Raw genomic sequence first — 22674 nt, 5'->3', positions numbered from 1 at the left:
AGGTGGAGGGACTGGCCCTATGAAGCCCGACAACCGGCATTTTCATTTGATGTATCGGTGTTAATTCCTACGGAATGATATTTCTGAAAGATAAGAAAATAATTATAGGTAAAATTGTTTTTGTAACAATAATCCGTTTTCTTATCGGTTGGGAAAGCGGTTTTATTTTTCTGCTATTTTCGATTTTCTACTGCACAGCTGTACCTTAATAAACTATCTGAAGGAGGAAATTTTTTGATATGGAGTCAACCAATATAGTTTGGCATAAAATGGATATAGATAGGACTAAAAGAGAAAAATTATTAAATCAAAACGGAGTGCTTATCTGGTTTACAGGACTTTCGGGTTCAGGAAAATCTACTGTAGCTTCATGTTTAGAATCTAAACTTTATGAAATAGGCAAGCTTACATATCTTTTAGATGGGGACAATGTAAGATATGGACTTAATTCAAATCTTGGATTTACAAAAGAAGACAGAAGTGAAAACATAAGAAGAATAGGTGAGGTCTGCAAATTGTTTGTAGATGCAGGACTTATAACCATTGCTACTTTTGTATCACCATTTAAAGAAGACAGAAACGAAGTTAGAAATTTAATGGGAAAAGATTTTATAGAAGTTTATGTAGATTGTCCAATTGAAGTTTGTGAAAAGAGAGATCCGAAGGGAATATATAAAAAAGTCAGAAAAGGTGAAATAAAAAACTTTACGGGAATTGATTCTCCTTATGAAAAACCTGATAAACCTGAAATAATTGTATCAACATATTTAAACAGTGTGGAAGAATGTGCTGATAAAATAATTAAGTATTTGGCAGAAGAGGGGAAGTGATTGAATGAAATTGAAGCCTCATGTATTATCATCAGATATTTTAGTGATTGGTGGAGGTACAGCTGGATGTTTTGCAGCACTAAGGGCGGCAAAACATGATGATATAAAAATAATAATTGCTGAAAAGGCAAATATAAAGAGAAGTGGATGTCTAGCCGCAGGAATAAATGCATTAAATGCTTATATAAATGATGGTGAAACTCCGCAATCATTTTTAGACTATGTAAAGAGAGAATTTAATGGAGTTATAAGAGAAGATTTAGTATATACTGCAGCTGAAAAATTCAATAGTGTAACTGAAGAAATAGAGAAAATGGGACTTCCAATTTTAAAAGATACAGAGGGGAAATATATTAAAAGAGGAAAGCACAGCATAAAGATAAATGGTGAAAATATAAAGCCTATAATTGCATCAGCTGTTGATAAAAAAAAGAACATAGAAGTATTAAATGGAGTAAATATTATAGATTATATATATAAGGATAATAGAATTATAGGAGCCTATGGGTTTTCAGTATATGAAGATAAATTTTTGGTGATATATGCAAAAGCAGTTATATGTACGACTGGAGGGGCATCTGGAATATACAAGCCTAATAATCCCGGATTTTCAAGGCATAAAATGTGGTATTCTCCTTTTAATACTGGAGCAGGATATGCTATGGGTATAAGGGCAGGTGCTGAAATGACTACTTTTGAGATGAGATTTATTGCACTGAGGTGTAAGGATACAATAGCTCCTACAGGTACAATAGCTCAGGGAATTGGAGCTGTTCAGATAAATGGTATTGGAGAAGAGTATGTTCATAAGTATGGAAAACCCACTACTATAAATAGACTTTATGCTACAGTTTCTGAAAATAAAAATAAAAAAGGACCATGTTTTTTAAAGACCAGACATATTACCAAAATGGTAGAAAGTGATTTGGTTAAAGCCTATTTGAATATGGCTCCAAGTCAGGCTCTTAAATGGATAGACAATGAAAGAATGCCATCAATAGAGAATGTGGAAATTGAAGGTACTGAGCCATATATAGTAGGTGGACATACTGCTAGTGGATACTGGGTGGATGCTGAGAGAGCCACAACTTTAAAAGGTCTGTATTCAGCTGGAGATGTAAATGGAGGCAGTCCTAAAAAATATGCTACAGGATGTTTTGCAGAAGGTGAAATAGCTTCAGATTCAGCATTGAAATATATAAAAGATTTAACAATGGATTATTTAGATCAAAATCATGTAAAAATTAAATTGGATGAAGTTAATAGATTTTTTGAAAACGAAGAAAGCTTTTACAGCACAGAACAGCTAGAAGAGTCAATGCAAAAAACTATGGATGAATATGCTGGAGGTGTATCTCAAAATTACAGCTACAATACACAAAAATTAAAGATGGCTGAAAAGAGAATAGACGAATTACTTGAGATAAGTAAAGATTTAAGTGCTAAGGACTGCCATGAACTTTTATTTATATATGAATTAATTGATAGATTGTATGTGTGTAAAGTTCTAATAGCACATTTAAATGCAAGACATGAAACTCGATGGAAGTGTTATGAAGATAATGGTGATTTTCCTGAAAGAGATGATGAAAACTGGTTCAAGTATGTAAATTCAGTTTATAAAAATGGAAAAATAAATATTATATTTAGAAATATAGTAAGGAAGGATGTTGTATATGAGCATAAGAATTGACGCTGACAAGTGCATTGGATGTTCTAAATGTATTAAAGTCTGTCCAGGAAGTTTAATATACAGCAATGAAAGTAGAAAAGCTTATATAAAATATGAAAAAGACTGCTGGGGATGCACTGCATGTGTTAAAGAATGTGAATTTGGAGCAATTCACTACTATCTTGGTGCTGACATAGGTGGAAATGGAGCTTATTTATATACTAGTCAGAATACAGATGAATTGAAATGGAATATAGTAGATAAAAATGGTAAAAAAATAGTAGTTAATACTAGTAGAAAAGAATCAAATAAATATTAGGGAGGATCAAATGAAGATAAAAAATATTACAGCTGGTTTATTGACTGTGTTGATTTTAATTGTATTTTCAGGTTGTAGTAATAAAAAAACAGACTCCCAAACAGTAAATATAGGATTTTTCCCTAATATAACTCATTCACAGGCATTAATTGGGAAACAAAATAAAAGTTTTGAAAAGGCTTTTGGAAAAGATATTAAAGTTAATTGGCATCAATTTAATGCAGGATCTTCTGAAATAGAAGCATTTTTGTCGGGGTCAATAGATATAGGATATATAGGACCAAGTCCTGCTATAAATGGATATACGGCATCTAGTGGAGATGTACAAATTATTTCAGGAGCTGCAGATGCTGGATCAGTATTGGTCTCAAGGAAAGATGTAAATATAAAAAGCCTGAAACAGCTTGCCAATAAAAGAATAGCTGTACCTGAGTTTGGAAATACCCAGGATCTTTCACTTAGAAATATACTTAAAAAATATGGACTGAAAGATAAGACAAAAGGCGGAAATGTAGAAATAGTGCAGTCTGACAATTCAGCTATTAAATCTTTAATGGTTACAGAGCAGATAGATGCAGCACTTGTACCTGAACCTTGGGGATCAATATTGGAAAAAGAAGTTGGAGCTAAAGTTGTTCTTGATTATAATGAAGTTTGGAGACAGGGAAATTATCCTGTAACAGTTGTACTTGTTAGAAAAGAATTTCTAGAAGAACATCCTGAATTGGTGGAAAAATTTTTAAAAACTCACGTACAACTCACTCAGTATATACAGAAGAATACTGCTGATGCAGAAGATTTGGTAAATAAGCAGATTTATAGTTTAACCCAAAAATCTTTCCCAAAAAGTGTAATGGATTCTTCTTTTAGTAGAATAAGAATTACTAACGATCCAGAAAAAGATATTGTAAATCAAATGGTAGATCTTTCGATTTATGCTGGATTTTTACAGAAAAAACCAGATACAAAGAATCTTGTTAATCTTAAACCCTTAAATAAAGTACTAAAAGAAGAGGGCTTGAAGCAAATTGAATAATATATTCATGTTTATGTAAAAGGAGGGATATAGTTGTCATTAACTATAGAGGGTGTAAGTAAAAGATTTACTACAAAGACGAAGAAAAGTTTAATATTGGATAATATAAATATATCTTTTAAAGATGGAGAATTCATATGCCTTTTAGGGCCTTCCGGATGTGGAAAGTCAACACTTTTGAATATAATAGCAGGGCTTGAACAACCTACTTCCGGCAAAGTTTTTCTAGATAGCAATGAGATAAAAAATGTAGGTGTGGATAGAGCTATGATGTTTCAAGATTCGGCACTTTTTCCATGGCTTAAAGTGATAGACAATGTGGAGTTTGGAATGAAAATAGCAGGCGTACCAAAAGAAGAGAGAAGAGATAAAGCCATGAAATATCTTAGAATGGTGCATTTGACGAAATTTAAAAATTCATATATTCATGAATTGTCAGGTGGTATGAGACAGAGAGTTGCTCTTGCAAGAGCATTGACTTTGGATTCAAAGGTTCTCTTGATGGATGAACCATTTTCAGCACTTGACAGCCAGACTAAAAGTATACTTCAATTGCAACTTCAAAAAGTATGGATGCAGACGAAAAAAACCATAGTGTTTGTAACCCATAACGTTGAAGAAGCCGTACTTTTAGCTGACAGGGTCGTTGTTATGGCTGCAAATCCCGGTAAGATAAAGAGAGAATTTAGTATAAAACTGGCAAGACCAAGAACAATTGAAAATATAGATCTATCTTATGTAGTAGCGGAAGTAATGAAAGATCTTAAAGAGGAGGTGGAAAAAGTTGCAAGATCGGAATATGACAGTGATTGGAGTATTGAAGAGAGTGGCCTTTTACATAATCCTGATAATAATATGGGAAATGGTATATAAATTAAATGTGGACATATTTAAGATATGGAAGCCATATACATTTCCTTCGCCAATAGCTGTAGCCAAAACTCTTATTACACTCATTAGTAATAATACACTTGGTATAGCAATTGTTGTTAGCTTGAGAAGATTGGTAATAGGTTATTTTATATCATTAGTTATAGGAGTAGCTATAGGCTTGCTTATAGTTAAATATAAATATATTGATGAAAACTTTAGTTCATTGATACTTGGAATGCAGACACTTCCTAGTTTATGCTGGCTTCCATTTGCAATATTATGGTGTGGATTAAATGAAAAAGCCATACTTTTTGTTATTACTATTGGTTCTACATTTGCTATAGCAATAGCTACCGAATCAGGTATAAAAAATGTGAATCCACTTTATATGAAAGCTGCCAGAACTATGGGAGCTAAAGGATGGAAATTATATTTAAATGTTGTAATTCCAGCAGCAATGCCTGCAGTTATAACAGGAATGAAACAGGGATGGTCTTTTGCATGGCGAGCACTTATGTCAGGTGAAATGTTGTCTGCTACACAAGGATTAGGCCAGGTTCTTATGGTTGGAAGGAATATAGCAGATATAAGTCAGGTTATGGCGGTTATGATTGTAATATTAATTTTGGGATTGCTATTTGATAAATTTATATTTGAAAAATTAGAGAAAAATGTAAGATATAAATGTGGATTAGATAGAAGATCTTAAAGTTTATATATATTTTAGATGATTTTTAGTATACAAGGAGGAATATATAAATGGATCATTTAGACAGATTAGAAGCTGAAAGTATTTATATTTTTAGGGAGGCATATAAAAAACTTGGAAAACTTGGAATGCTGTGGTCAATAGGAAAAGATTCTACAGTAATGCTCTGGTTGGCACAGAAAGCATTTTTTGGAAATTGTCCATTTCCACTTATACATGTTGATACAACCTTTAAAATGCCAAAGATGATAGAATTCAGAGATAATGTGGCCAAAAAATATAATTTAAATCTGATAGTTCATACAAATACCAAGGCATTAAAAGAAGGAATGGGACCTGAGAAAGGAAGACTTGTTTGTTGTAAAGCTCTTAAAACTGATGGCCTTCAGCAGGTAGTCGACCAGTATAAGTTTGAAGGACTAATAGTAGGTATAAGAAGAGATGAAGAGGGATCACGTTCTAAAGAGAGAGTATTTAGTGAGAGAAATGCTGAATCCAAATGGAATTATACAGATCAGCCTCCAGAGTTGTGGGATCAATTCAAAACTGATTTCAAGAAAGGAAATCATATAAGGGTACATCCAATTATAAACTGGACTGAACTCGATATTTGGGAATATATAAAGAGAGAAAATATTCCAGTAGTAGATTTATATTTCGCAAAAAATGGGAAGAGATATAGAAGTCTTGGATGTGGTCCATGTACTAATCCTATAGATTCAAATGCATCTACAGTAGATGAAATAATTGAGGAACTTAAAAACACAAATGAGACTGAAAGATCTGGAAGAGCCCAGGATAAAGCTGATGCCCATGCTCTTGAAAAATTGAGAAAAGAAGGATATATGTAGACAATTCACAATGTAAAGTGAATGATTGACAATTATAATTATAGAGAGGATTTAGATCAAATGGCGAAAGATAGAGAAAATTTGAATATAGTAGTTGTTGGACATGTAGATCATGGTAAATCTACTTTAATAGGAAGATTACTTTACGATACAAAATCATTACCTGATGGTGAAATAGAAAAAGTAAAGAGAATATCAGAGGAAAATGGTAAAAAATTTGAATATGCATATCTTCTGGATGCCTTTGAAGAGGAACAAAAACAAGGTATAACTATAGATATAACCATGCTTCAATTTTTTACTAAAAAAAGAGATTATGTAATTATAGATGCACCAGGTCATAAAGAGTTTTTAAAGAACATGATATCTGGAGCAGCTAGTGCAGAGGCGGCAATTTTGGTTATAGATGCTAAAGAAGGGGTTCAGGAGCAGTCAAAAAGACATGGGTACATATTGTCTCTTCTTGGAATAAAGAAAGTATTTGTAGCTATAAACAAAATGGATTTGGTAGATTATTCAGAGAAAAGATTCAATCAAGTTCAGAAAGAATTCAATGAATTTTTAAACAATATAAATATATATCCAGAAAGATATATACCTATTTCAGCTGCCAATGGCGATAATGTAGCTGATAAATCAGAAAATATGCCATGGTATAATGGGGAAAATATTTTACAAAGTATGGACAGTGTGGAGAAAGACAAGGGAATTGAAGAAAAGGAACTAAGGTTTCCAATTCAAGACGTATACAAGTTTGACAGCAGAAGGATTATAGCTGGAAGAATCGAATCGGGTACTCTCAAAAATGGAGATGAAATTGTAATCTATCCTTCAGGTAAAACTACAAAAGTAAAATCCATTGAAGCATGGCAGGATAGAGACAAGAAAGATGTAGTAACTGCAGGAATGTCTGTAGGAATTACTGTAGAAGATGAATTTTACAATAAAAGAGGAGAATTTATATGCCACAGAGATGGTCCTATAACTGTGGGAAATGTATTTAATGCCAATGTATTTTGGCTTGGAGACAATAATCTTGTAAAAGATAAAACATATAAATTAAAAATTGAAACTCAGGAAGCTGAATTCAATATACTATCAATAAATAAGATAATAGATGCAGCTACACTTGATAATAGTGATGATCGCAATTATATAAAGAAAAATGATGTAGCTGAAGTAACTATAAAGACCAAAAATCCAATTTGTTTTGATAAATTCAGTGAACTTCAATCCACTGGAAGATTTGTAATAGTAGATGGCTATGATATTAGTGGCGGCGGAATTGTTTCTGCAGTAGAAGATTCACTTAAAAGAGAAATAGGGGAAGTAAAAAGTAAAAATATATCTATAAGAAAGAGATTAGTATCAAGAAAAGACAGAGAAAACAATTTAGGACAACAAGGAAAAGTTGTATGGCTTACCGGGTTGCCTGGATGTGGAAAAAATGAGATAGCAGTAAAACTGGAAAAAAGACTTATGGACCTTGGAAAAAAGGCGTATTATCTTGATTCATCTCATTTAAGGTTTGGTCTAAGTGCAGATCTTGCATTTACCCCTGAAGATGCCCATGAACAGACCAGAAGAATTGCGGAAGTTGCCAATTTATTTGCAGATAGTGGAATTATAACTATAGTTACATCTGTCAGCAGATTTAAAGAAGACAGGAAATATGCTCAAAATATAATTGGACAGGAAAATTATGTTGAGATATTGATAGATGCTGAAGAAGGTGTATGTAGGAAGAGAAATCCTTCAGTATTTAGTGAAGACAGTGACTCAATATTTGAATATGAAAGATCTGAATATCCAGTGATAACATTGTATGTAGACAACGCGGAATTTAATTCTGATGTAAAGGTAAGGGACATAATAAATATATTGGGATATTAATTGAATTTTATTTTTAATGGATAGCTATGATTTTATTATAGCTATCTATTTTTCTGTACTATTTTCTCTCGAATTTTCATACATGAATTTTAGTATGACCTTATCTAATTTTTGGCTTACATACAAAATAGTATTATAGTCTGCATTTGATGAAATTAGTAAATGCAGAAGGTCTCTTAATTTATCCAAATTGGTATCATCCATTTAAAACACTCCATATGAATAATTTTGTAGAATAGTTTTGTATCTATTAATTTTACATGATAAATATGCTATTTGCAAATAAATAAAAATTGCTAACAGCTTATTTATGAAATCAACTGTTATGTATAAAGTTATATTAATAGGTAAAGTCAGGAGTGAAGACGAATTGATAGATAAATTGGACGATATTCACAATAAGGAAATAGGAAATAGACTTCGCAGAGAAAGAGAAAAGTTAGAACTTACAAGAGAAAAGTTTGCTGAAATTGTCAATTTATCAGTACTTTACATAGGACAGTTGGAGAGAGGGGAAAGGCAGATGAGTCTTCCTACATTAGTAAAGATAACCGATTCTCTTCATGTAACTACCGATTATTTAATATATGGTAAAAGTATTAATAGTCAAGATTATATAAAGGAAAATTCGTCAAAGTACATAGAATTGGCAGAAAATGACGACAAGATAAGCAGATTAAATTTTTTATTGAGTAAATGTTCTAAAAAAGAATTGGATTTAATAGAAAGAATGATAAAACTTATTATACCTTATATAAAGTAAAAAAGTATTAAGTGGAGAATATTTTCTCCACTTTATATATATATAGGCTAAGTTTTAAAATAAATGTACGATTTATATAATATATAGATATATATCTATATAAATTAAACTTGGGGAGGTAATAATTTGAGTATAAAAAGGAAAGTGCCACTTTTAATTGGAATGCTTATTTTAATCACTATGATAGTTTCTTCTATTGTAGTATACCATCAAACATCAACTAAACTTTATGATGTTAGTAGAGCTGAAATGAAATCCTTAACATCAAGTTATATAATAACATTAAATCATATGATAGACAAAGAAAAAGTTAAGATGGATGGTATGTCAAATAAAAAATCGGTAATAGATCTTTTGCAATTGAACAGTGGATCTTATGGATCAACAGAATATAAAAATGCAGTGAAACAATCCAGTGCTGAATTAAGTAATTATGTAAAACAGCAGGGAAATCTGGAACATGCATTCATTGTAGATAAGTCAGGTACTATAATAGCTGACAGTGATTCTAATTTGATAAATAAAAATATATCAGATAGAGCCTATAATATGGAAGTACTAAAAGGAAAAGATACTATTAGTGAAACAATGAAATCAAAATCCACGGCTCAACAAATAATAATATTTGCAAGTCCAATAAGGATACAAGGTAAAATATACGGATATACAGCATCTGCAGTTTTTGCCAAAAGTTTTTCAGAATCATTTAAAAATATAACAATATCCAACACAAAGGGAAGCTATGCCTGTCTTGTGGATGAAAGTGGAAATATAGTATTTTATCCTGATGTCAGTCAAATAGGTAAACCTTTACTCAATGACTCGCTTAAAAATTTGTCCAAACAAATTCAAAATCGTAAAATTATAGCTTCAAATTATATAAGCTATAAATATCAAGGTAAGCAAAAATTAAGTTATTTAAATTTAGTTCCAAATGTAAATTGGATATTTATGGTTACTGCTGATAAAAGTGCAATACTTTCAGGAGCTAGAAAAGTTACTATAATGATTATAATTATAATGATTATAGTTGCAGTAATCGCCATTTTTGCAGGTATACTTTTATCCAAGAAAATAATTGATCCTATACAGGATATAACTGATATTGTAAACAGTACTGCAAAATTAAATTTAAATAATTTAAATAAGAATAATCAATATGATTATTTGGAAAAATCCAAAGATGAAATAGGGATTATATACAAAGCTATAGTTTCAATGCGATCTACACTGAGAAATGCAGTAGGGCAGTTACTCAGTATATCTGATAAGGTAAATAAAAATGCTATTTTTCTAGAAAATCTTACAGAAGAATTAAAAACATATATAAACGATACTTCTACTGAGGCTGAAAATATATCTGCAGGTATAGAGGAAAATTCAGCTGCAGCTCAGGAAATATCATCAGCTTCTTCAGAAATGTCAAATGCAGTTGATGATATGGCAAATAAGGCAGAAAAGGGTTCTGGTATTTCAGAGGATATTGCTGAAAGAGCAGATGAATTTAAAAAGTCATCAAATCAGTCACAAGATAATGCTAATAATATATATAGAAGTGTAAAAACTCAATTGGAAACTGCCATTGAAGACAGCAAGGCTGTAAATAAAATAAATGAACTCACTGAATCAATAATAGATATAACAAAACAGACAGATCTTTTAGCATTAAATGCATCTATAGAGGCTGCAAGAGCAGGAGAAGCAGGAAAGGGATTTACAGTAGTTGCGGATGAAGTTAAAAAATTGGCACAGGAGTCAGGTGAAACTGCAAACAATATAAAGAATATAGTTGATTTAGTAGAAAGTGCAGTAGGTAAATTAGTTCACAGCTCAAATAGTGCTTTGGAATTTTTAGAAAATGCAATTTCAGGTGACTATGTAAAAATGGTACAAATAGCAGATAAATACAATAAAGATTCATTAACCATGAATAATTTCATGATGGACTTTAGTGCAGTTTCTGAAGAATTAAATGCATCTATTGAGGGAATAGTAAAATCTACGGCAGAGATGGCACAAACCATAACTGAAAGTGCAGGAGGAATGCAGAATATATCTCAAAAAACCAACAACATATCTGAAAAAATTGATAATATTAATTCCAGTGCTATTGATAATAAAAAAAGTGTTGATTCGCTGCATGATGTGATAGATAAATTCCATCTATAATTTTACATTTTAATTTAAAGTATAAGTATTATAAGTATGGTAAAAAATAATTATAAATCATATAAGGTGGTGAAATTATGAAAAAAATAATGCTTATACTTTTAGCAATTTTTATATTTAGTACTTCAGTTGAGGCAGAGGAATCTAAAGATTATAGTGTGAAGATGAAACAAGATCTATTGTGTATTATGATGGCATACCCTGAATATGTTAAAACTGTAATAAAAGATGAGAATGGATATGTATACATCATAATGAAGTCTGGAAGAAAGATATTGTATGATGACAAAAGAGAAAAAAGTTTTGATGAAAAATTATTCAATACAGATATTCAGGATATGATGGAACAAGTTTATCCACTTGGCAGTATTGACAAGGTTATGGACAAAGACTCAGATCCGGGAAGATTTAGAGTTTATCCTCTTTTGGAAGAAGTATATGGCGGTTCTAGAAGTCAGATAGAAAAAAATCTTGAAATTGCAAATTTGGTATATAGAAATCTGCAATTCAATAAAAACAATAAGGCATCAGATTGTCTTGAAAGTGCCATCAAGGAATTAGTATCTATGTCCAAAAAAAATGGCAATATTTCCACTTCGCTATTTCCATATAGTGGTACTTACAATTATAGAAATATTTCTGGAACCAATTTAAAAAGTCCTCATTCATTTGCTATAGCTATAGATTTAGCAAGAGATAGAAGGGATTATTGGAAGTGGACCACTGAAAAAGAAGGAACTAGTAGAATTAAATCATATCCTAAAGAAATTGTAGATGTTTTTGAAAAAAATAATTTTGTATGGGGAGGAAAATGGAGCCATTTTGATATATTGCATTTTGAATATAGACCGGAAATAATTTTAAAATCAAAATATTTTGGAAACAGGGAAAATAGTTTGAATAAATGGTATGATGGGGCTCCATATGAAGATAGTATAGTAAAAGGATATATTGACAGAATTGATAATGAATTAAACTAAATTTCAAACTTTGGATACAATTAACTGAATGTATTTGTTTTTAACTGGTAACAATATTTGTAGCAATTAAATTTATAATTATTAAGGCAGGGATTGCTATGAAATATTATCAGGGAAAACTAAATAATAATTTTATAAATATAATTATTATTTTAATTTTGTTTATGAACATAGCTGTATTTAAAGTTAAAGCTGAAGAAACATACAATAAAGATGAAATTCAAAGTTCCATTCAAAAGATATTTAGTGACAGAAATAAGGCAATACTAGATGGAAATCTTAAACTCGTAGAAAGTATATACGATAAAAACACAAAGTATGGGACTTGGGCTTATGAATATGAAGAAAAGAAGATGAAGTATATTAAAAATTGGGCTGAAAAGCAGAGTATAAAGTTTATAGATATAACACCTAAAGTTGTTGTTAGGAAAATTCGAGAAAAAGGTGATAATAAACTATCAGTGAATTTGATATGTTCTACACAATATAGATATTCATATGTAGATACGCCCAAGGATATAACGGTATTTAGGATAGGAACCTCTCATATATTAAACATTGTAAAAAGAGATGACAAGTGGATTATTACAAAGGAATGGTATAAGGATCCTTTTGCAGATTCACTTAAAATAAACAATTTAAAAGTAGATTCCATAAAAAAATATATACTTTCTCATACTGCCAAAGATATTTCCAATATTAGTGATAGAAGAAAAAGAGCAATTGAGTATGCAGACAGATATTGCGGATTAGCTTCTGAAGAAAAATTTGGATACACATATAATAAAAAATATAGAAATTATAATTCACAGGGAGGGGATTGTGCAAATTTTGCATCTCAAATACTTTGTGAAGGCGGAAAATTCAGAAAAAATTCTACATGGAGCTATGATAAAAAGGGCGCTACGCGATCATGGCTAAATGCAGACGGCTTTAAAGATTACATGATATACAGCGGAAGAGCTTCAATTGTAGCTCATGGAAGTTATGAAAAAGTGTATAAGGCTTCTTATGAACTTTTACCAGGAGATTTTGTTGCTTACGAAAAGAAAGGTGACATAACGCATATATCAACAGTAACAGGTCTGGATTCAAAGGGATATGCTTTGGTAACATGTCATAATACAGACAGGGATAAGGTTCCATGGGACTTGGGATGGAATGATAAAAATATAAAATTTTGGCTTATAAGAGTTCACTATTAATACAGATAAAAATTCAGGCTTAAAATCCAAGCCTGAATTTTTATATTTTAAATGCCTTCTCCAGTATCTGATACAGTATCATCTGAAGATTTATCTTTGGATTTTTTAGAACAAACCATATCTTTTATGTAATCCATTATTTGAGGAACTGAATCAACTATTTTATCGTAGGTACTATGTTGATCCAGAGATAAAAGTCTTATGGAATCTCCTTTAGTAACTAAAAATGCTACTGGCTTAACAGTTACTCCAGCTCCGGAACCACCACCAAATGGATAATCCGGCTTTGATTCATCTTTTTTATTTGTGTCAAATTCACTTCCACCGGAAGCAAAACCAAAAGATACTTTTGATATTGGAACTATTAAGGAACCATCCTTTGATTCCACTGCATCTCCAACTATGGTATTTACATCTATCATATCTTTAAGATTCTCCATGGTGCTTTTTAATAAATTTTCTATAGGATGACTATCCATATGAATACCTCCTCTATTTGATTATATCTTGTTAACAGAAGTTCTTAATTTTTTAAGACTTTTATTATCAATATATAATGATAAGATTATATATATAATTTTTACAAAACTTACGTAAATTATACTATTAATTTCTAATTTAAAATAAGATTTGTTAAAACAGGGTTTTATATTTATTTCTTGCTTTTTTAATATGAATAATTTAGATAATAGTATTAATAATGAAGGAGTCAAAGCATTTATTAATCCGTATAATATGGCAGTATATGCAGCATCATCAAGTCCATAGACCATATCTATATCAATGCTGATTTGGGGTTTATATTTAATTTTTAAAAGCCGTTTGAAGACTATTCTGAATTTCCTTATAGTCTTTGCCAGTTGCCTGGTAGAATTAGCCGAATTTATATCAAATCTTTTTTTATTTGATGTAATCTTATTCAATATATTTATATTAAAAAAATATAAATGCAATTTTTTATTATTATAAAAAACATGTAATTTCACAGGAAAAGGTATAAAAATAATAATCAAAAACATTATAACTATAAATAAAATAAACAACTTATACCACCTTAATTCTAATATATTAATAAATATAACCTAAATATAGAAATATATACTTATATGGAATTAATTTTAAGATTAATTTAAATATTTTAGTAAAAAATATATTTAGATAATTTTGAATAAAATATTTAAAGTCAGGAGGCAAAAGTATGGGTGGGAAATTAAAAAAAACTTTGGTATTTATTATGGTTTTATTTATAGGAATTAATATATGCGACAATAATGTGTTTGCTGCTATAGATAAGTCTCCTTATATAGATGCTAGATGTGCAGTAGCCATAGATAGCAAATCTAAAGTAGTTCTATATGAAAAAAATGCTTATGAATTGGTTCCTATGGCGAGTACCACGAAGATTATGACATCCCTTGTAGCTATAAAATATGGAAATTTAGATAAAAAAGTGGAAATCTCAGCAAGATCAGCAGGTGTAAGAGGATCTACAGTAGGTTATAAAAAAGGTGAAAAAATAAAATTGAGAGAGCTTTTGTATGGACTTATGCTTAGATCCGGAAATGATGCGGCCATAGCAATTTCAGAAGGAGTAAGCGGAAGTGTAGAAGAATTTGTAAAATTGATGAATGAATATGCTAGTGGAATAGGGATATTAAATACTCATTTTGAAACACCTCATGGTCTTGATAAAGATGAACACTATTCTACTGCATATGATCTAGCACTAGTTGCAAGTAAAGCTAAAGAAAACAAACTTTTCAATGATATTGTAGGTTCAAAAGATGTAGATGAAGAAAAGAATGAATTTAGCAGAAGCTATCACAATATAAACAAAATTTTATGGGAAATTCCACAATCCAATGGAGTAAAAACCGGGTATACTGGAAAGGCGGGAAAATGTCTTGTTACATCAGCTAAATTTAATGGGAATGATATAGTCATGGTAGTTTTAAATTGCCCCGGAAGATGGAAGGAAACCAAAAAAATATATGATTATGTAAGTAAAAATTATGAATTCAAAAAAATGTTTTCAAAAGGTAAAATTGCATTGAAATTAAATGTAGGTAAGAAACAATTGAAACTGAAATATGGAGAAGATGTAGTCATACCTGTTGATAAAAGATGTAAATATACTTCTAAAATTGTAAAACCACAGAAGATAATATCTACAGTAAAAAAAGGTGACAATGTAGGAGAACTATATATATATAAAGATGGTAAAAAAATATACAATTCTCCACTTAAGGCAGGTAATTCAGTAAAACTTGGTAAAAAATTTATATTGCCGTTTTTTCATTAAAAATAAATATGTATCCAATGATGATTAACGACAATAAAACAAATTTTTCTTTTTAGCATCATCTATTAAATTGAATTTTTTCAAGTAAATATCGTCAACGGATTTGATTTCATTTAGTATATTATTTACAAATTCGTTGGAAAATTTAAATCTATAATCTATGGGTATCTCATTTTGTACAGTATAACTTATGTTGTAGGGAATACTATCAACTATATACATAGGTATAATATGAGATATTCTCCTGTTTATAAGTGCATATTCATATATGCTTGCATCTATTATAATTCCATCACATACGTTGAAACAGTGTGCGAAACTTTTACTTGAATTTTCATTTATATGCAAGGTTACTATACCTTGTACTGCCATTGAATCCATGTCTAAAAATTTGCATATATGATATATAAGTGAAGATATTATAGGAGAACTGTTTGATACGATATAGTTGCTTACACAGTATTTGCATATATTTTTTAAAACTTTCTTTTTATTACTATCCATAATTGATATCACCTTCAAATTGTATTATAATTATAATATCATAAATAAAAAAATATAGGAAATATTTATAAATTTTTAACAACTGATATGATTATCACGTTTATTTAAAGCAGTTAATGCGACAGCATATTTTTTAAAATTGTGCTGTCGCTATATGTTTGTTTACTTAATGTATAGTTATTGTACATTAAGTAAACGATTATACAGAAATAAATATAAAAAAAGTTAAATTTATCAATATATGATATAATTAATTATATAAGAGATTTTTTATATTAGTTGGATAATAATATATCATGGGGGTAAAATAAATGAAAAATGAATCTTCAGGTATTGTAATTGAAGCTAAAGATGGAATGGCTAAGGTTAGAACTAGCAATCATGGAGATTGTGCAAATTGCGGAGCTTGTCCTGGAGCAGCAGCATCTGTAGTAAATGCTAGAAATCCAATTGGTGCAAAACCTGGTCAGCATGTCACATTTGAAATAGAAGGAACAAACATGCTAAAAGCAGCATTTGTTGTGTATATACTGCCTCTTGTTGGAATATTCCTGGGGGCACTAATCGGAACACTTATATTTAATAAGATTGGAGGAAATTTAAAAGCATTTCAAATAGGAGGAGCAGTTATACTATTTATTTTGTCACTTTTATGTGTAAAGGTTTTTGATAAGTCAGCAGGAAAGAAAGAATCTATAAAGCCTGTTATAAAGCATATTTTATAGATAAGCTTATGAATTGATCATAAGTTTTTATCATAAATATTTTATTATAGGAATATTATCAATGATAATATTTCTATAATTTAATATATAAGTAATTTTATTAAGAATTAATAGAAAGAGGTGTTAATAGTGATAAAAAGTTTTAGAGGTGGAGTCCATCCAAATGGAAGCAAGACATATACATCAGATAAATCCATTGAAATTGCACCTGTACCTGCAAAGGTTGTTATACCGGTAAGGCAGCATATTGGAGCTCCAGCATCTCCATTGGTAGAGAAAGGGGATGAAGTGAAGAAAGGTCAGATAATTGCTGCAAGTGGAGGCTTTATATCAAGTAATATACATGCTTCTATTTCAGGAAAGGTAATTGATGTGGGTAATTATCCTCATCCTACTTTTGGAGTATGCAAGGCTATAGTTATTGAAAACGACGGAAAAGATGAGTGGATGGAAGGAATTCCCACAACACGTAAATTTGAAGATTTAAATGAAAGTGATATTCTGGAAATCATAAAAGAAAATGGTATAGTGGGAATGGGAGGAGCAACGTTTCCTACTCACGTAAAACTTTCTCCACCCAAAGATAAAAAAATTGATATATTTATTTTAAATGCGGCTGAATGTGAACCATATTTAACAGCAGATCATAGAGCCATGATAGAATATCAGGATAAAATAGCAACTGGTATGAAGATAGTAATGAAAATTTTAAAGCCTGAAAAATGTTATATTGGAATAGAAAATAACAAACCTGATTCTATAAAAAGTATGGAGAAAACTTTTTCTGATATTAATAATGTACAGGTTGTAAGCTTGCCTACCAAATATCCACAGGGAGCTGAAAAAATGCTCATAAAAGTTTTGACAGGAAGAGAAGTACCTTCAGGTGGACTTCCAGCAGATGTTGGAGTTGTAGTCCAAAATGTTGGAACGTTAATTGCAATAAGTGATGCAGTAGAGAGTGGAATTCCTTTAATTCAAAGAATAACTACAATAAGTGGAGGCGCAATAAATTCTCCTAAAAATCTTTTGATAAGAATTGGTACAAGCTTTAGTGATGCAATTGATTTTTGTGGCGGATTTTCAAAAGAACCAGTGAAGATAATTATGGGTGGCCCAATGATGGGATTTGCAGAGTCAAACTTAGACATTCCTATAATTAAAGGTGTTTCTGGAATATTGGCTCTAACTAAGAATGAAGTTAATTCAGGAAGAGAATCACCTTGTATAAGATGTGGAAGATGTATACAAGCCTGTCCTATGGGGCTTAACCCAAGTATGCTGAGTATACTTGGACAAAACGATCTTTATAAGGAAGCAAAAGATGAATATAATCTTTTGGATTGTGTAGAATGTGGAAGTTGTGTATACTCCTGTCCAGCTAAAAGAAATATTGTGCAGTATATTAAATATTCAAAAGCTAAAAATGCAGCAGAAGCAAAAATTTTAAATAATAAAATTAATGCCAAGGAAGCAGATACTAAAGGTGTAGAAGCTAAGACGAGTGTGGAAAAATAGAGGGGGGATTATAAAATGGCAGAGACAGAACTGACAAAAAATAAGATTTTTACTGTTTCATCTTCACCTCATGTGAGATGTGAAGAGTCTATATCGAAAATAATGTGGAGTGTAAACATAGCACTGGCACCGGCAGCAATATTTGGAATTTACCATTTTGGACTGGCGGCACTAAAGATTATGATAGTTAGTATTTTATCAGCAGTTATAACTGAAGCTGTAATACAAAAAATAAGGAATAAACCGATAACCGTAAGCGATGGTAGTGCGTTTTTAACTGGACTTTTGCTTGCGATGTGTGTTACTCCTACTATACCAGCATATATGGTGGGAATTGGGTCATTTATAGCTATAGCAATTTCAAAACAATCAATGGGTGGATTGGGATACAATATATTTAATCCTGCTCATATAGGTAGGGCAGCTATTATGGCTTCCTGGCCTGCAGCCATGACATTATGGAGTAAAATGACAACCAGTGTAGATGTTGTATCTTCTGCTACTCCTCTTGGAATTTTAAAACTTGATGGATATTCTAAATTGGTTCAGACTTTTGGGGGAACAGGAAATCTTTATAAAGCACTTTTTTTAGGAAATAGAAATGGATGTATAGGAGAAACATGTACAATATTGCTTGTTTTGGGAGGAGCTTTTCTTATATATAAACACTATATAAACTGGCAGGTTCCAGTCGTAATGATTGCAACTGTCGGAATTTTAACATGGATTTTTGGACCTAGTGGATTTTTTACAGGAGATCCAGTATTTCACATGATGGCTGGAGGACTTATTATAGGAGCATTTTTTATGGCAACTGACATGGTTACTATTCCTATAACTTTAAAGGGACAAATTATTTTTGCTATAGGAGCAGGAGCTATTACCAGCGTTATAAGATTAAAGGGTGGTTATCCAGAAGGTGTGTGTTATTCAATACTTTTAATGAATGCTGTTACACCATTGATTGATCGTCTTGTAAAACCAGTTAAATTTGGATTGAGGAGGTAGTATTATGGCAAAAGATAAATATTCTGTTTTTAGTATTGCTAGAAATTTAACAGCCGCCTGTTTTATATCTGGAATCATAATCGCAACAACATATTATTTTACAGCTCCAGTAGCTGCAAAAAAACAGATAGAATTGAAAAATGAGTCCATGCAGCAGCTTGTAAAAAATGCAGATAACTTTAAATCTGTAAATGGCAAAAAAGATTGGTATTCAGCAATAAAGGGAAATAAAACCATTGCATATATAGTACCTGCTCAAAGCAAAGGATATGGTGGAGCTATAACTATGCTGGTTGCTGTTACGCCTGAGGGGAAAATTATAGATTTTAGTATTGTATCACATAATGAGACACCTGGACTTGGAGCAAATGCTGCAAATGATAAATTTAGAAATCAATTTAAAAATAAAAATTCTGAAAATCTAACAGTAACAAAGGACAAGTCAGATACCAAGGATATACAGGCAATGACAGGAGCAACTATAACTTCAAGAGCTGTTACTAAAGGTATTAAGGAAGCTGTAATTCAAGTTACTAAATATACGGGAGGTAAATAACATGAAAGGATTATGGAACATATTTAAAAAAGGTATAATTTCAGAAAATCCTATTTTTGTACTTGCATTGAGTTTATGCCCTGCACTTGCAGTAACTAGTGAAGCAATAAATGCACTTACAATGGGACTAGCTGTAATGTTCGTTATAACTGCCAATAATACAGTTGTATCTATAATTAGAAAATTTGTAAACCAGAAAGTAAGAGTACCTGTTTATATAACATCTATAGCTACAATTGTTACTGTTGTACAGCTTGTACTTCAAGCATTTGCACCTGAATTGTACAAAGCTTTAGGTATATACTTAGCACTTATAGTGGTTTTCGCCATTATATTGGCCCGTGCAGAAGTATTTGCATCTAAGCATTCAGTAGTTCCATCATTCTTTGATGGTCTTGGTATGGGAGCTGGTTTTTGTGCAGCACTTCTTATAATTGGTGTAATACGTGAACTACTTGGTTCTGGTACTGTATTTGGCATGCATGTAATGGGTGCATGGTATAATCCTGCCCTTATCATGATTTTGCCTCCTGGAGCCTTTATATTGATTGGATATTTAGTTGCTATAGTTAAAGTATACAATCAACATCAGGAAAAGTTAAAAATGAGTAGAGGTGACATGTAATGGCATATCTTACACTGTTTATAAGTTCTGTAATTATAAATAACTTTGTTTTAACAAGATTTTTAGGATTATGTATTTTCTTTGGAGTTTCCAAAAATCTTAATGCTTCAATTGGAATGGGGATGGCGGTAACTTCTGTTATAACTTTTAGTTCAATGCTTGCATGGGTAGTATACCATTTTGTACTTTTACCTTTTAATTTAACATTTTTGACTACGGTTGTTTTTGTATTGCTTATTGCAAGTTTTGTTCAACTTTTAGAGATGATAATTAAAAAACAGGCTCCTGCACTTTATAACATGTGGGGAATTTATCTTCTATTAATAGCTACAAACTGTATTGTGCTTTCAGTACCTCTCTTAAATGTAGAATCAAATTATACATTTTTAATGAGTGTAGTAAATGCCATAGGAGCTGGATTTGGTTTTGCCATTGCAATAATTTTAATGGCAAGCTTAAGAGAAAAATTAAGATTAGCAGATGTACCCAAGCCGCTTCAAGGCCTTGGAATTGCTTTTATATTAGCGGGAATGCTTGCACTGGCTTTCTTGGGTTTCTCAGGTATGATAGCCATATAGAAAGGGGATTTTAATTATGAATACTGCAATTATGGTATTAATTGTAATGACGGTTATTGGATTGATATTTGGACTTGTACTGGGATATGCAAATAAGAGATTTGCCATAGAATCCAATCCACTTATAGATCTAGTAGAGGATGAATTGCCAAAAGGACAGTGTGGAGGCTGTGGGTATGCAGGATGCCGTGCTTATGCAGAAGCTGTTGTTTTAGACAAAGAAGTATCACCAAGTCTTTGTGTTCCAGGAAAGGCAGCTGTAGCCGAAAAAGTAGCAAAGTTAACTGGAAAGGCAGCTGAAGAAATGGAACCTAAAGTAGCTCATGTCATGTGTAATGGAAATTTAAAAAATGCAGTTAGAAGATATGAGTATCAAGGTGTAAGGGACTGTTCTGCTGCCAATCTTCTCCAAGGTGGTCCTAAAGGATGTTCATTTGGATGTATAGGGTTTGGGACATGTGTAAGAAATTGTCCTTTTGATGCTATGATGATGGGCAAAAATGGTATTCCACTTATAGATACAGATATATGTATAGGATGTGGAAAGTGTGCAAGTGTATGTCCTAAAAATGTAATATCTTTAATTCCAGTAGGTGCGAAAGTGGAAGTTCAGTGCAATTCTCATGATAAAGGTGTTAAAGTTCGTAAAAACTGTACTGTAGGATGTCTTGGATGTGGAATGTGCAGCAGAAATTGTGAACATAATGCAATTAAAATAGAAGATAATCTAGCTGTAGTAAATCCTGAAATTTGTATAAATGAATGTTCTGAAGAAAAGTGTTTGACTAAATGTCCTACAGGAGCTATTAAAGGGATTTTATTGAATTTAAATAATGACAAACAAAATAAAGAAAAAGTTGCAGTTAAATAGCAACTGTAAGACAAAAAACAGCTTTCAAAAACAACTATACATATTGTTTTTAAGAGCTGTTTTTATTTTAGAATTTCACAGCTGCTTTTTAAAAACTTTTGTATTTTTTAATCTTTCACATAAAAATTTTGCACACAGACCTATGAAATATCCTGTAATGACAGCAGAAATTAAAAGTAGAGGTAAATATATATATATTCTTAAATCATGAACTACAAATGCAGCTACCAAGAGTTGTCCAATATTATGGAATACAGCTCCACATATACTTATAGACCACAAACTTAAAGAATTTTTAGAGAACGTGTATAATAAAATCATTACTACATTGCTGAGTATACCTCCAATTATGCTGAACATGAAAGTTGACATGCTTCCTGAAAACATGGAACCTAGAAAAGTTCTTAGAAACATTATTATAAGTGCTTCTTTCCATCCGAATAATATCAAGGCTGTCAATGAAATTATATTGGCAAGTCCAAGTTTTATTCCGGGTATTAATACAGGGATTTGACTTTCCAAAACATATATAACTAAAGCTATACCTGTAAGAAAACTTAAAAAAATCATTTTGGTAGTCTTATTTGCCATTATATTCAACCCAATCCAAATAAATTTTTATATATTTATTGTACTATAGAATTTGATACAATGAAATTTTACTACAGTGTGAATACATTTACAATA

Annotated in this window: 25 protein-coding genes and 1 riboswitch; of the genes, 20 read left to right on the top strand and 5 right to left on the bottom strand. The window is 31.1% G+C overall.

The genetic code is table 11. The features are described 5' to 3' along the window. Positions 1–97: riboswitch (SAM riboswitch) on the top strand. This riboswitch is flagged as partial in the annotation. A gap of 142 nt (positions 98–239) precedes the next feature. Genes cysC through KM800_RS08815 form a run of 8 tightly spaced genes read left to right on the top strand, consistent with a single transcriptional unit; the run spans position 240 to position 8183 of the window. Next, positions 240–830 carry an adenylyl-sulfate kinase gene (gene cysC / locus KM800_RS08850; protein ID WP_217812752.1) on the top strand — a complete coding sequence of 197 codons (591 nt, stop codon included), beginning with the start codon at positions 240–242 and terminating at the stop codon, positions 828–830. Between the two features lie 4 nt (positions 831–834). After that, on the top strand, positions 835–2523 hold the full coding sequence (locus KM800_RS08845; protein ID WP_217812751.1) for an adenylyl-sulfate reductase subunit alpha: 1689 nt from the start codon (positions 835–837) through the stop codon (positions 2521–2523). Next, positions 2507–2821, top strand: a complete 315-nt coding sequence (locus tag KM800_RS08840; RefSeq protein ID WP_217812750.1) for a 4Fe-4S dicluster domain-containing protein — start codon at positions 2507–2509, stop codon at positions 2819–2821. The genes KM800_RS08845 and KM800_RS08840 overlap by 17 nt, the downstream gene beginning before the upstream one ends. Before the next feature lie 10 nt (positions 2822–2831). Continuing rightward, positions 2832–3857 (top strand): aliphatic sulfonate ABC transporter substrate-binding protein, encoded by a 1026-nt coding sequence (locus KM800_RS08835; RefSeq protein ID WP_217812749.1) that lies wholly within the window; start codon positions 2832–2834, stop codon positions 3855–3857. A 33-nt stretch (positions 3858–3890) separates the two neighbouring features. Beyond that, positions 3891–4730, top strand: coding sequence for an ABC transporter ATP-binding protein (locus KM800_RS08830; protein WP_017751063.1), 840 nt, complete (start codon positions 3891–3893; stop codon positions 4728–4730). After that, the gene (locus KM800_RS08825; RefSeq protein WP_187115131.1) at positions 4657–5439 is read left to right on the top strand and encodes an ABC transporter permease; all 783 of its coding nucleotides are present in this window, start codon (positions 4657–4659) and stop codon (positions 5437–5439) included. Before KM800_RS08830 ends, KM800_RS08825 begins: the two co-directional genes overlap by 74 nt. Before the next feature lie 50 nt (positions 5440–5489). Beyond that, positions 5490–6290, top strand: a complete 801-nt coding sequence (gene cysD, locus KM800_RS08820) for a sulfate adenylyltransferase subunit CysD (RefSeq protein ID WP_217812748.1) — start codon at positions 5490–5492, stop codon at positions 6288–6290. Positions 6291–6350: 60 nt separating this feature from the next. After that, a complete protein-coding gene (locus KM800_RS08815) occupies positions 6351–8183 on the top strand; it encodes a GTP-binding protein (protein WP_217812747.1) in 1833 nt (610 codons plus the stop codon). 45 nt (positions 8184–8228) lie between these two features. On the opposite strand, the gene KM800_RS08810 is transcribed toward KM800_RS08815, so the two are convergent. After that, positions 8229–8387, bottom strand: coding sequence for a hypothetical protein (locus KM800_RS08810; RefSeq protein WP_217812746.1), 159 nt, complete (start codon positions 8385–8387; stop codon positions 8229–8231). Between the two features lie 166 nt (positions 8388–8553). Here KM800_RS08810 and KM800_RS08805 point away from each other — a divergent pair, with 166 nt between their 5' ends. The 4 genes from KM800_RS08805 (at position 8554) to KM800_RS08790 (ending at position 13300) form a co-directional block, all read left to right on the top strand. Then, positions 8554–8946, top strand: coding sequence for a helix-turn-helix domain-containing protein (locus tag KM800_RS08805; protein ID WP_217812745.1), 393 nt, complete (start codon positions 8554–8556; stop codon positions 8944–8946). 126 nt (positions 8947–9072) lie between these two features. Next, entirely contained in the window at positions 9073–11115 is a 2043-nt protein-coding gene (locus KM800_RS08800) for a methyl-accepting chemotaxis protein (protein ID WP_217812744.1), read from the top strand. A gap of 77 nt (positions 11116–11192) precedes the next feature. Continuing rightward, positions 11193–12095, top strand: coding sequence for a M15 family metallopeptidase (locus tag KM800_RS08795; RefSeq protein WP_217812743.1), 903 nt, complete (start codon positions 11193–11195; stop codon positions 12093–12095). A gap of 98 nt (positions 12096–12193) precedes the next feature. Next, entirely contained in the window at positions 12194–13300 is a 1107-nt protein-coding gene (locus KM800_RS08790; RefSeq protein ID WP_217812742.1) for an amidase domain-containing protein, read from the top strand. Between the two features lie 47 nt (positions 13301–13347). Here the strand turns inward: KM800_RS08790 and ytfJ are convergent, their stop codons facing one another. Together ytfJ and KM800_RS08780 are read right to left on the bottom strand one after the other, a co-directional pair. Continuing rightward, positions 13348–13779, bottom strand: a complete 432-nt coding sequence (gene ytfJ, locus KM800_RS08785) for a GerW family sporulation protein (RefSeq protein WP_217812741.1) — start codon at positions 13777–13779, stop codon at positions 13348–13350. 21 nt (positions 13780–13800) lie between these two features. Further along, a complete protein-coding gene (locus tag KM800_RS08780) occupies positions 13801–14343 on the bottom strand; it encodes a DUF2953 domain-containing protein (RefSeq protein WP_217812740.1) in 543 nt (180 codons plus the stop codon). A gap of 155 nt (positions 14344–14498) precedes the next feature. On the opposite strand from KM800_RS08780, the gene KM800_RS08775 reads away from it, so the two are divergent. After that, a complete protein-coding gene (locus KM800_RS08775; protein WP_217812739.1) occupies positions 14499–15602 on the top strand; it encodes a D-alanyl-D-alanine carboxypeptidase family protein in 1104 nt (367 codons plus the stop codon). Between the two features lie 24 nt (positions 15603–15626). On the opposite strand, the gene KM800_RS08770 is transcribed toward KM800_RS08775, so the two are convergent. Then, positions 15627–16106 carry a hypothetical protein gene (locus KM800_RS08770; RefSeq protein WP_217812738.1) on the bottom strand — a complete coding sequence of 160 codons (480 nt, stop codon included), beginning with the start codon at positions 16104–16106 and terminating at the stop codon, positions 15627–15629. Between the two features lie 311 nt (positions 16107–16417). Between KM800_RS08770 and KM800_RS08765 the strand changes: the two genes are divergently transcribed. From KM800_RS08765 to rnfB, 7 genes are all read left to right on the top strand, one after another. Beyond that, on the top strand, positions 16418–16831 hold the full coding sequence (locus KM800_RS08765; RefSeq protein WP_217812737.1) for a SoxR reducing system RseC family protein: 414 nt from the start codon (positions 16418–16420) through the stop codon (positions 16829–16831). Between the two features lie 129 nt (positions 16832–16960). Further along, a complete protein-coding gene (gene rsxC / locus KM800_RS08760) occupies positions 16961–18349 on the top strand; it encodes an electron transport complex subunit RsxC (protein WP_217812736.1) in 1389 nt (462 codons plus the stop codon). A gap of 15 nt (positions 18350–18364) precedes the next feature. Then, on the top strand, positions 18365–19357 hold the full coding sequence (locus KM800_RS08755; RefSeq protein WP_217812735.1) for an RnfABCDGE type electron transport complex subunit D: 993 nt from the start codon (positions 18365–18367) through the stop codon (positions 19355–19357). 4 nt (positions 19358–19361) lie between these two features. Then, positions 19362–19913 carry an RnfABCDGE type electron transport complex subunit G gene (locus tag KM800_RS08750; RefSeq protein WP_217812734.1) on the top strand — a complete coding sequence of 184 codons (552 nt, stop codon included), beginning with the start codon at positions 19362–19364 and terminating at the stop codon, positions 19911–19913. Position 19914: 1 nt separating this feature from the next. After that, the gene (rsxE, locus tag KM800_RS08745) at positions 19915–20538 is read left to right on the top strand and encodes an electron transport complex subunit RsxE (protein ID WP_217812733.1); all 624 of its coding nucleotides are present in this window, start codon (positions 19915–19917) and stop codon (positions 20536–20538) included. After that, complete coding sequence (locus KM800_RS08740) at positions 20538–21116, top strand: electron transport complex protein RnfA (protein ID WP_217812732.1); 579 nt, start codon at positions 20538–20540, stop codon at positions 21114–21116. Before rsxE ends, KM800_RS08740 begins: the two co-directional genes overlap by 1 nt. Before the next feature lie 16 nt (positions 21117–21132). After that, on the top strand, positions 21133–21987 hold the full coding sequence (gene rnfB, locus KM800_RS08735; RefSeq protein WP_217812731.1) for an RnfABCDGE type electron transport complex subunit B: 855 nt from the start codon (positions 21133–21135) through the stop codon (positions 21985–21987). Between the two features lie 75 nt (positions 21988–22062). Here the strand turns inward: rnfB and KM800_RS08730 are convergent, their stop codons facing one another. Then, the gene (locus tag KM800_RS08730) at positions 22063–22578 is read right to left on the bottom strand and encodes a Gx transporter family protein (RefSeq protein WP_217812730.1); all 516 of its coding nucleotides are present in this window, start codon (positions 22576–22578) and stop codon (positions 22063–22065) included. Positions 22579–22674 lie beyond the last annotated feature (96 nt).

Source organism: Clostridium tyrobutyricum, from assembly GCF_019144085.1.
Classification (GTDB): Bacteria; Bacillota; Clostridia; order Clostridiales; family Clostridiaceae; genus Clostridium_B; species Clostridium_B tyrobutyricum_A.
Note: the sequence above shows the minus strand (reverse complement) of the source record. Positions and strands in the feature narration are given on the sequence as shown.

Coding starts and splice junctions, on each gene's coding strand:
- cysC (WP_217812752.1), top strand. CDS start 240: ATGGAGTCAACCAATATAGTTTGGCATAAAATGGATATAGATAGGACT.
- KM800_RS08845 (WP_217812751.1), top strand. CDS start 835: ATGAAATTGAAGCCTCATGTATTATCATCAGATATTTTAGTGATTGGT.
- KM800_RS08840 (WP_217812750.1), top strand. CDS start 2,507: ATGAGCATAAGAATTGACGCTGACAAGTGCATTGGATGTTCTAAATGT.
- KM800_RS08835 (WP_217812749.1), top strand. CDS start 2,832: ATGAAGATAAAAAATATTACAGCTGGTTTATTGACTGTGTTGATTTTA.
- KM800_RS08825 (WP_187115131.1), top strand. CDS start 4,657: ATGACAGTGATTGGAGTATTGAAGAGAGTGGCCTTTTACATAATCCTG.
- cysD (WP_217812748.1), top strand. CDS start 5,490: ATGGATCATTTAGACAGATTAGAAGCTGAAAGTATTTATATTTTTAGG.
- KM800_RS08815 (WP_217812747.1), top strand. CDS start 6,351: ATGGCGAAAGATAGAGAAAATTTGAATATAGTAGTTGTTGGACATGTA.
- KM800_RS08810 (WP_217812746.1), bottom strand. CDS start 8,387: ATGGATGATACCAATTTGGATAAATTAAGAGACCTTCTGCATTTACTA.
- KM800_RS08795 (WP_217812743.1), top strand. CDS start 11,193: ATGAAAAAAATAATGCTTATACTTTTAGCAATTTTTATATTTAGTACT.
- KM800_RS08790 (WP_217812742.1), top strand. CDS start 12,194: ATGAAATATTATCAGGGAAAACTAAATAATAATTTTATAAATATAATT.
- ytfJ (WP_217812741.1), bottom strand. CDS start 13,779: ATGGATAGTCATCCTATAGAAAATTTATTAAAAAGCACCATGGAGAAT.
- KM800_RS08775 (WP_217812739.1), top strand. CDS start 14,499: ATGGGTGGGAAATTAAAAAAAACTTTGGTATTTATTATGGTTTTATTT.
- KM800_RS08770 (WP_217812738.1), bottom strand. CDS start 16,106: ATGGATAGTAATAAAAAGAAAGTTTTAAAAAATATATGCAAATACTGT.
- KM800_RS08765 (WP_217812737.1), top strand. CDS start 16,418: ATGAAAAATGAATCTTCAGGTATTGTAATTGAAGCTAAAGATGGAATG.
- KM800_RS08755 (WP_217812735.1), top strand. CDS start 18,365: ATGGCAGAGACAGAACTGACAAAAAATAAGATTTTTACTGTTTCATCT.
- KM800_RS08750 (WP_217812734.1), top strand. CDS start 19,362: ATGGCAAAAGATAAATATTCTGTTTTTAGTATTGCTAGAAATTTAACA.
- rsxE (WP_217812733.1), top strand. CDS start 19,915: ATGAAAGGATTATGGAACATATTTAAAAAAGGTATAATTTCAGAAAAT.
- KM800_RS08740 (WP_217812732.1), top strand. CDS start 20,538: ATGGCATATCTTACACTGTTTATAAGTTCTGTAATTATAAATAACTTT.
- rnfB (WP_217812731.1), top strand. CDS start 21,133: ATGAATACTGCAATTATGGTATTAATTGTAATGACGGTTATTGGATTG.
- KM800_RS08730 (WP_217812730.1), bottom strand. CDS start 22,578: ATGGCAAATAAGACTACCAAAATGATTTTTTTAAGTTTTCTTACAGGT.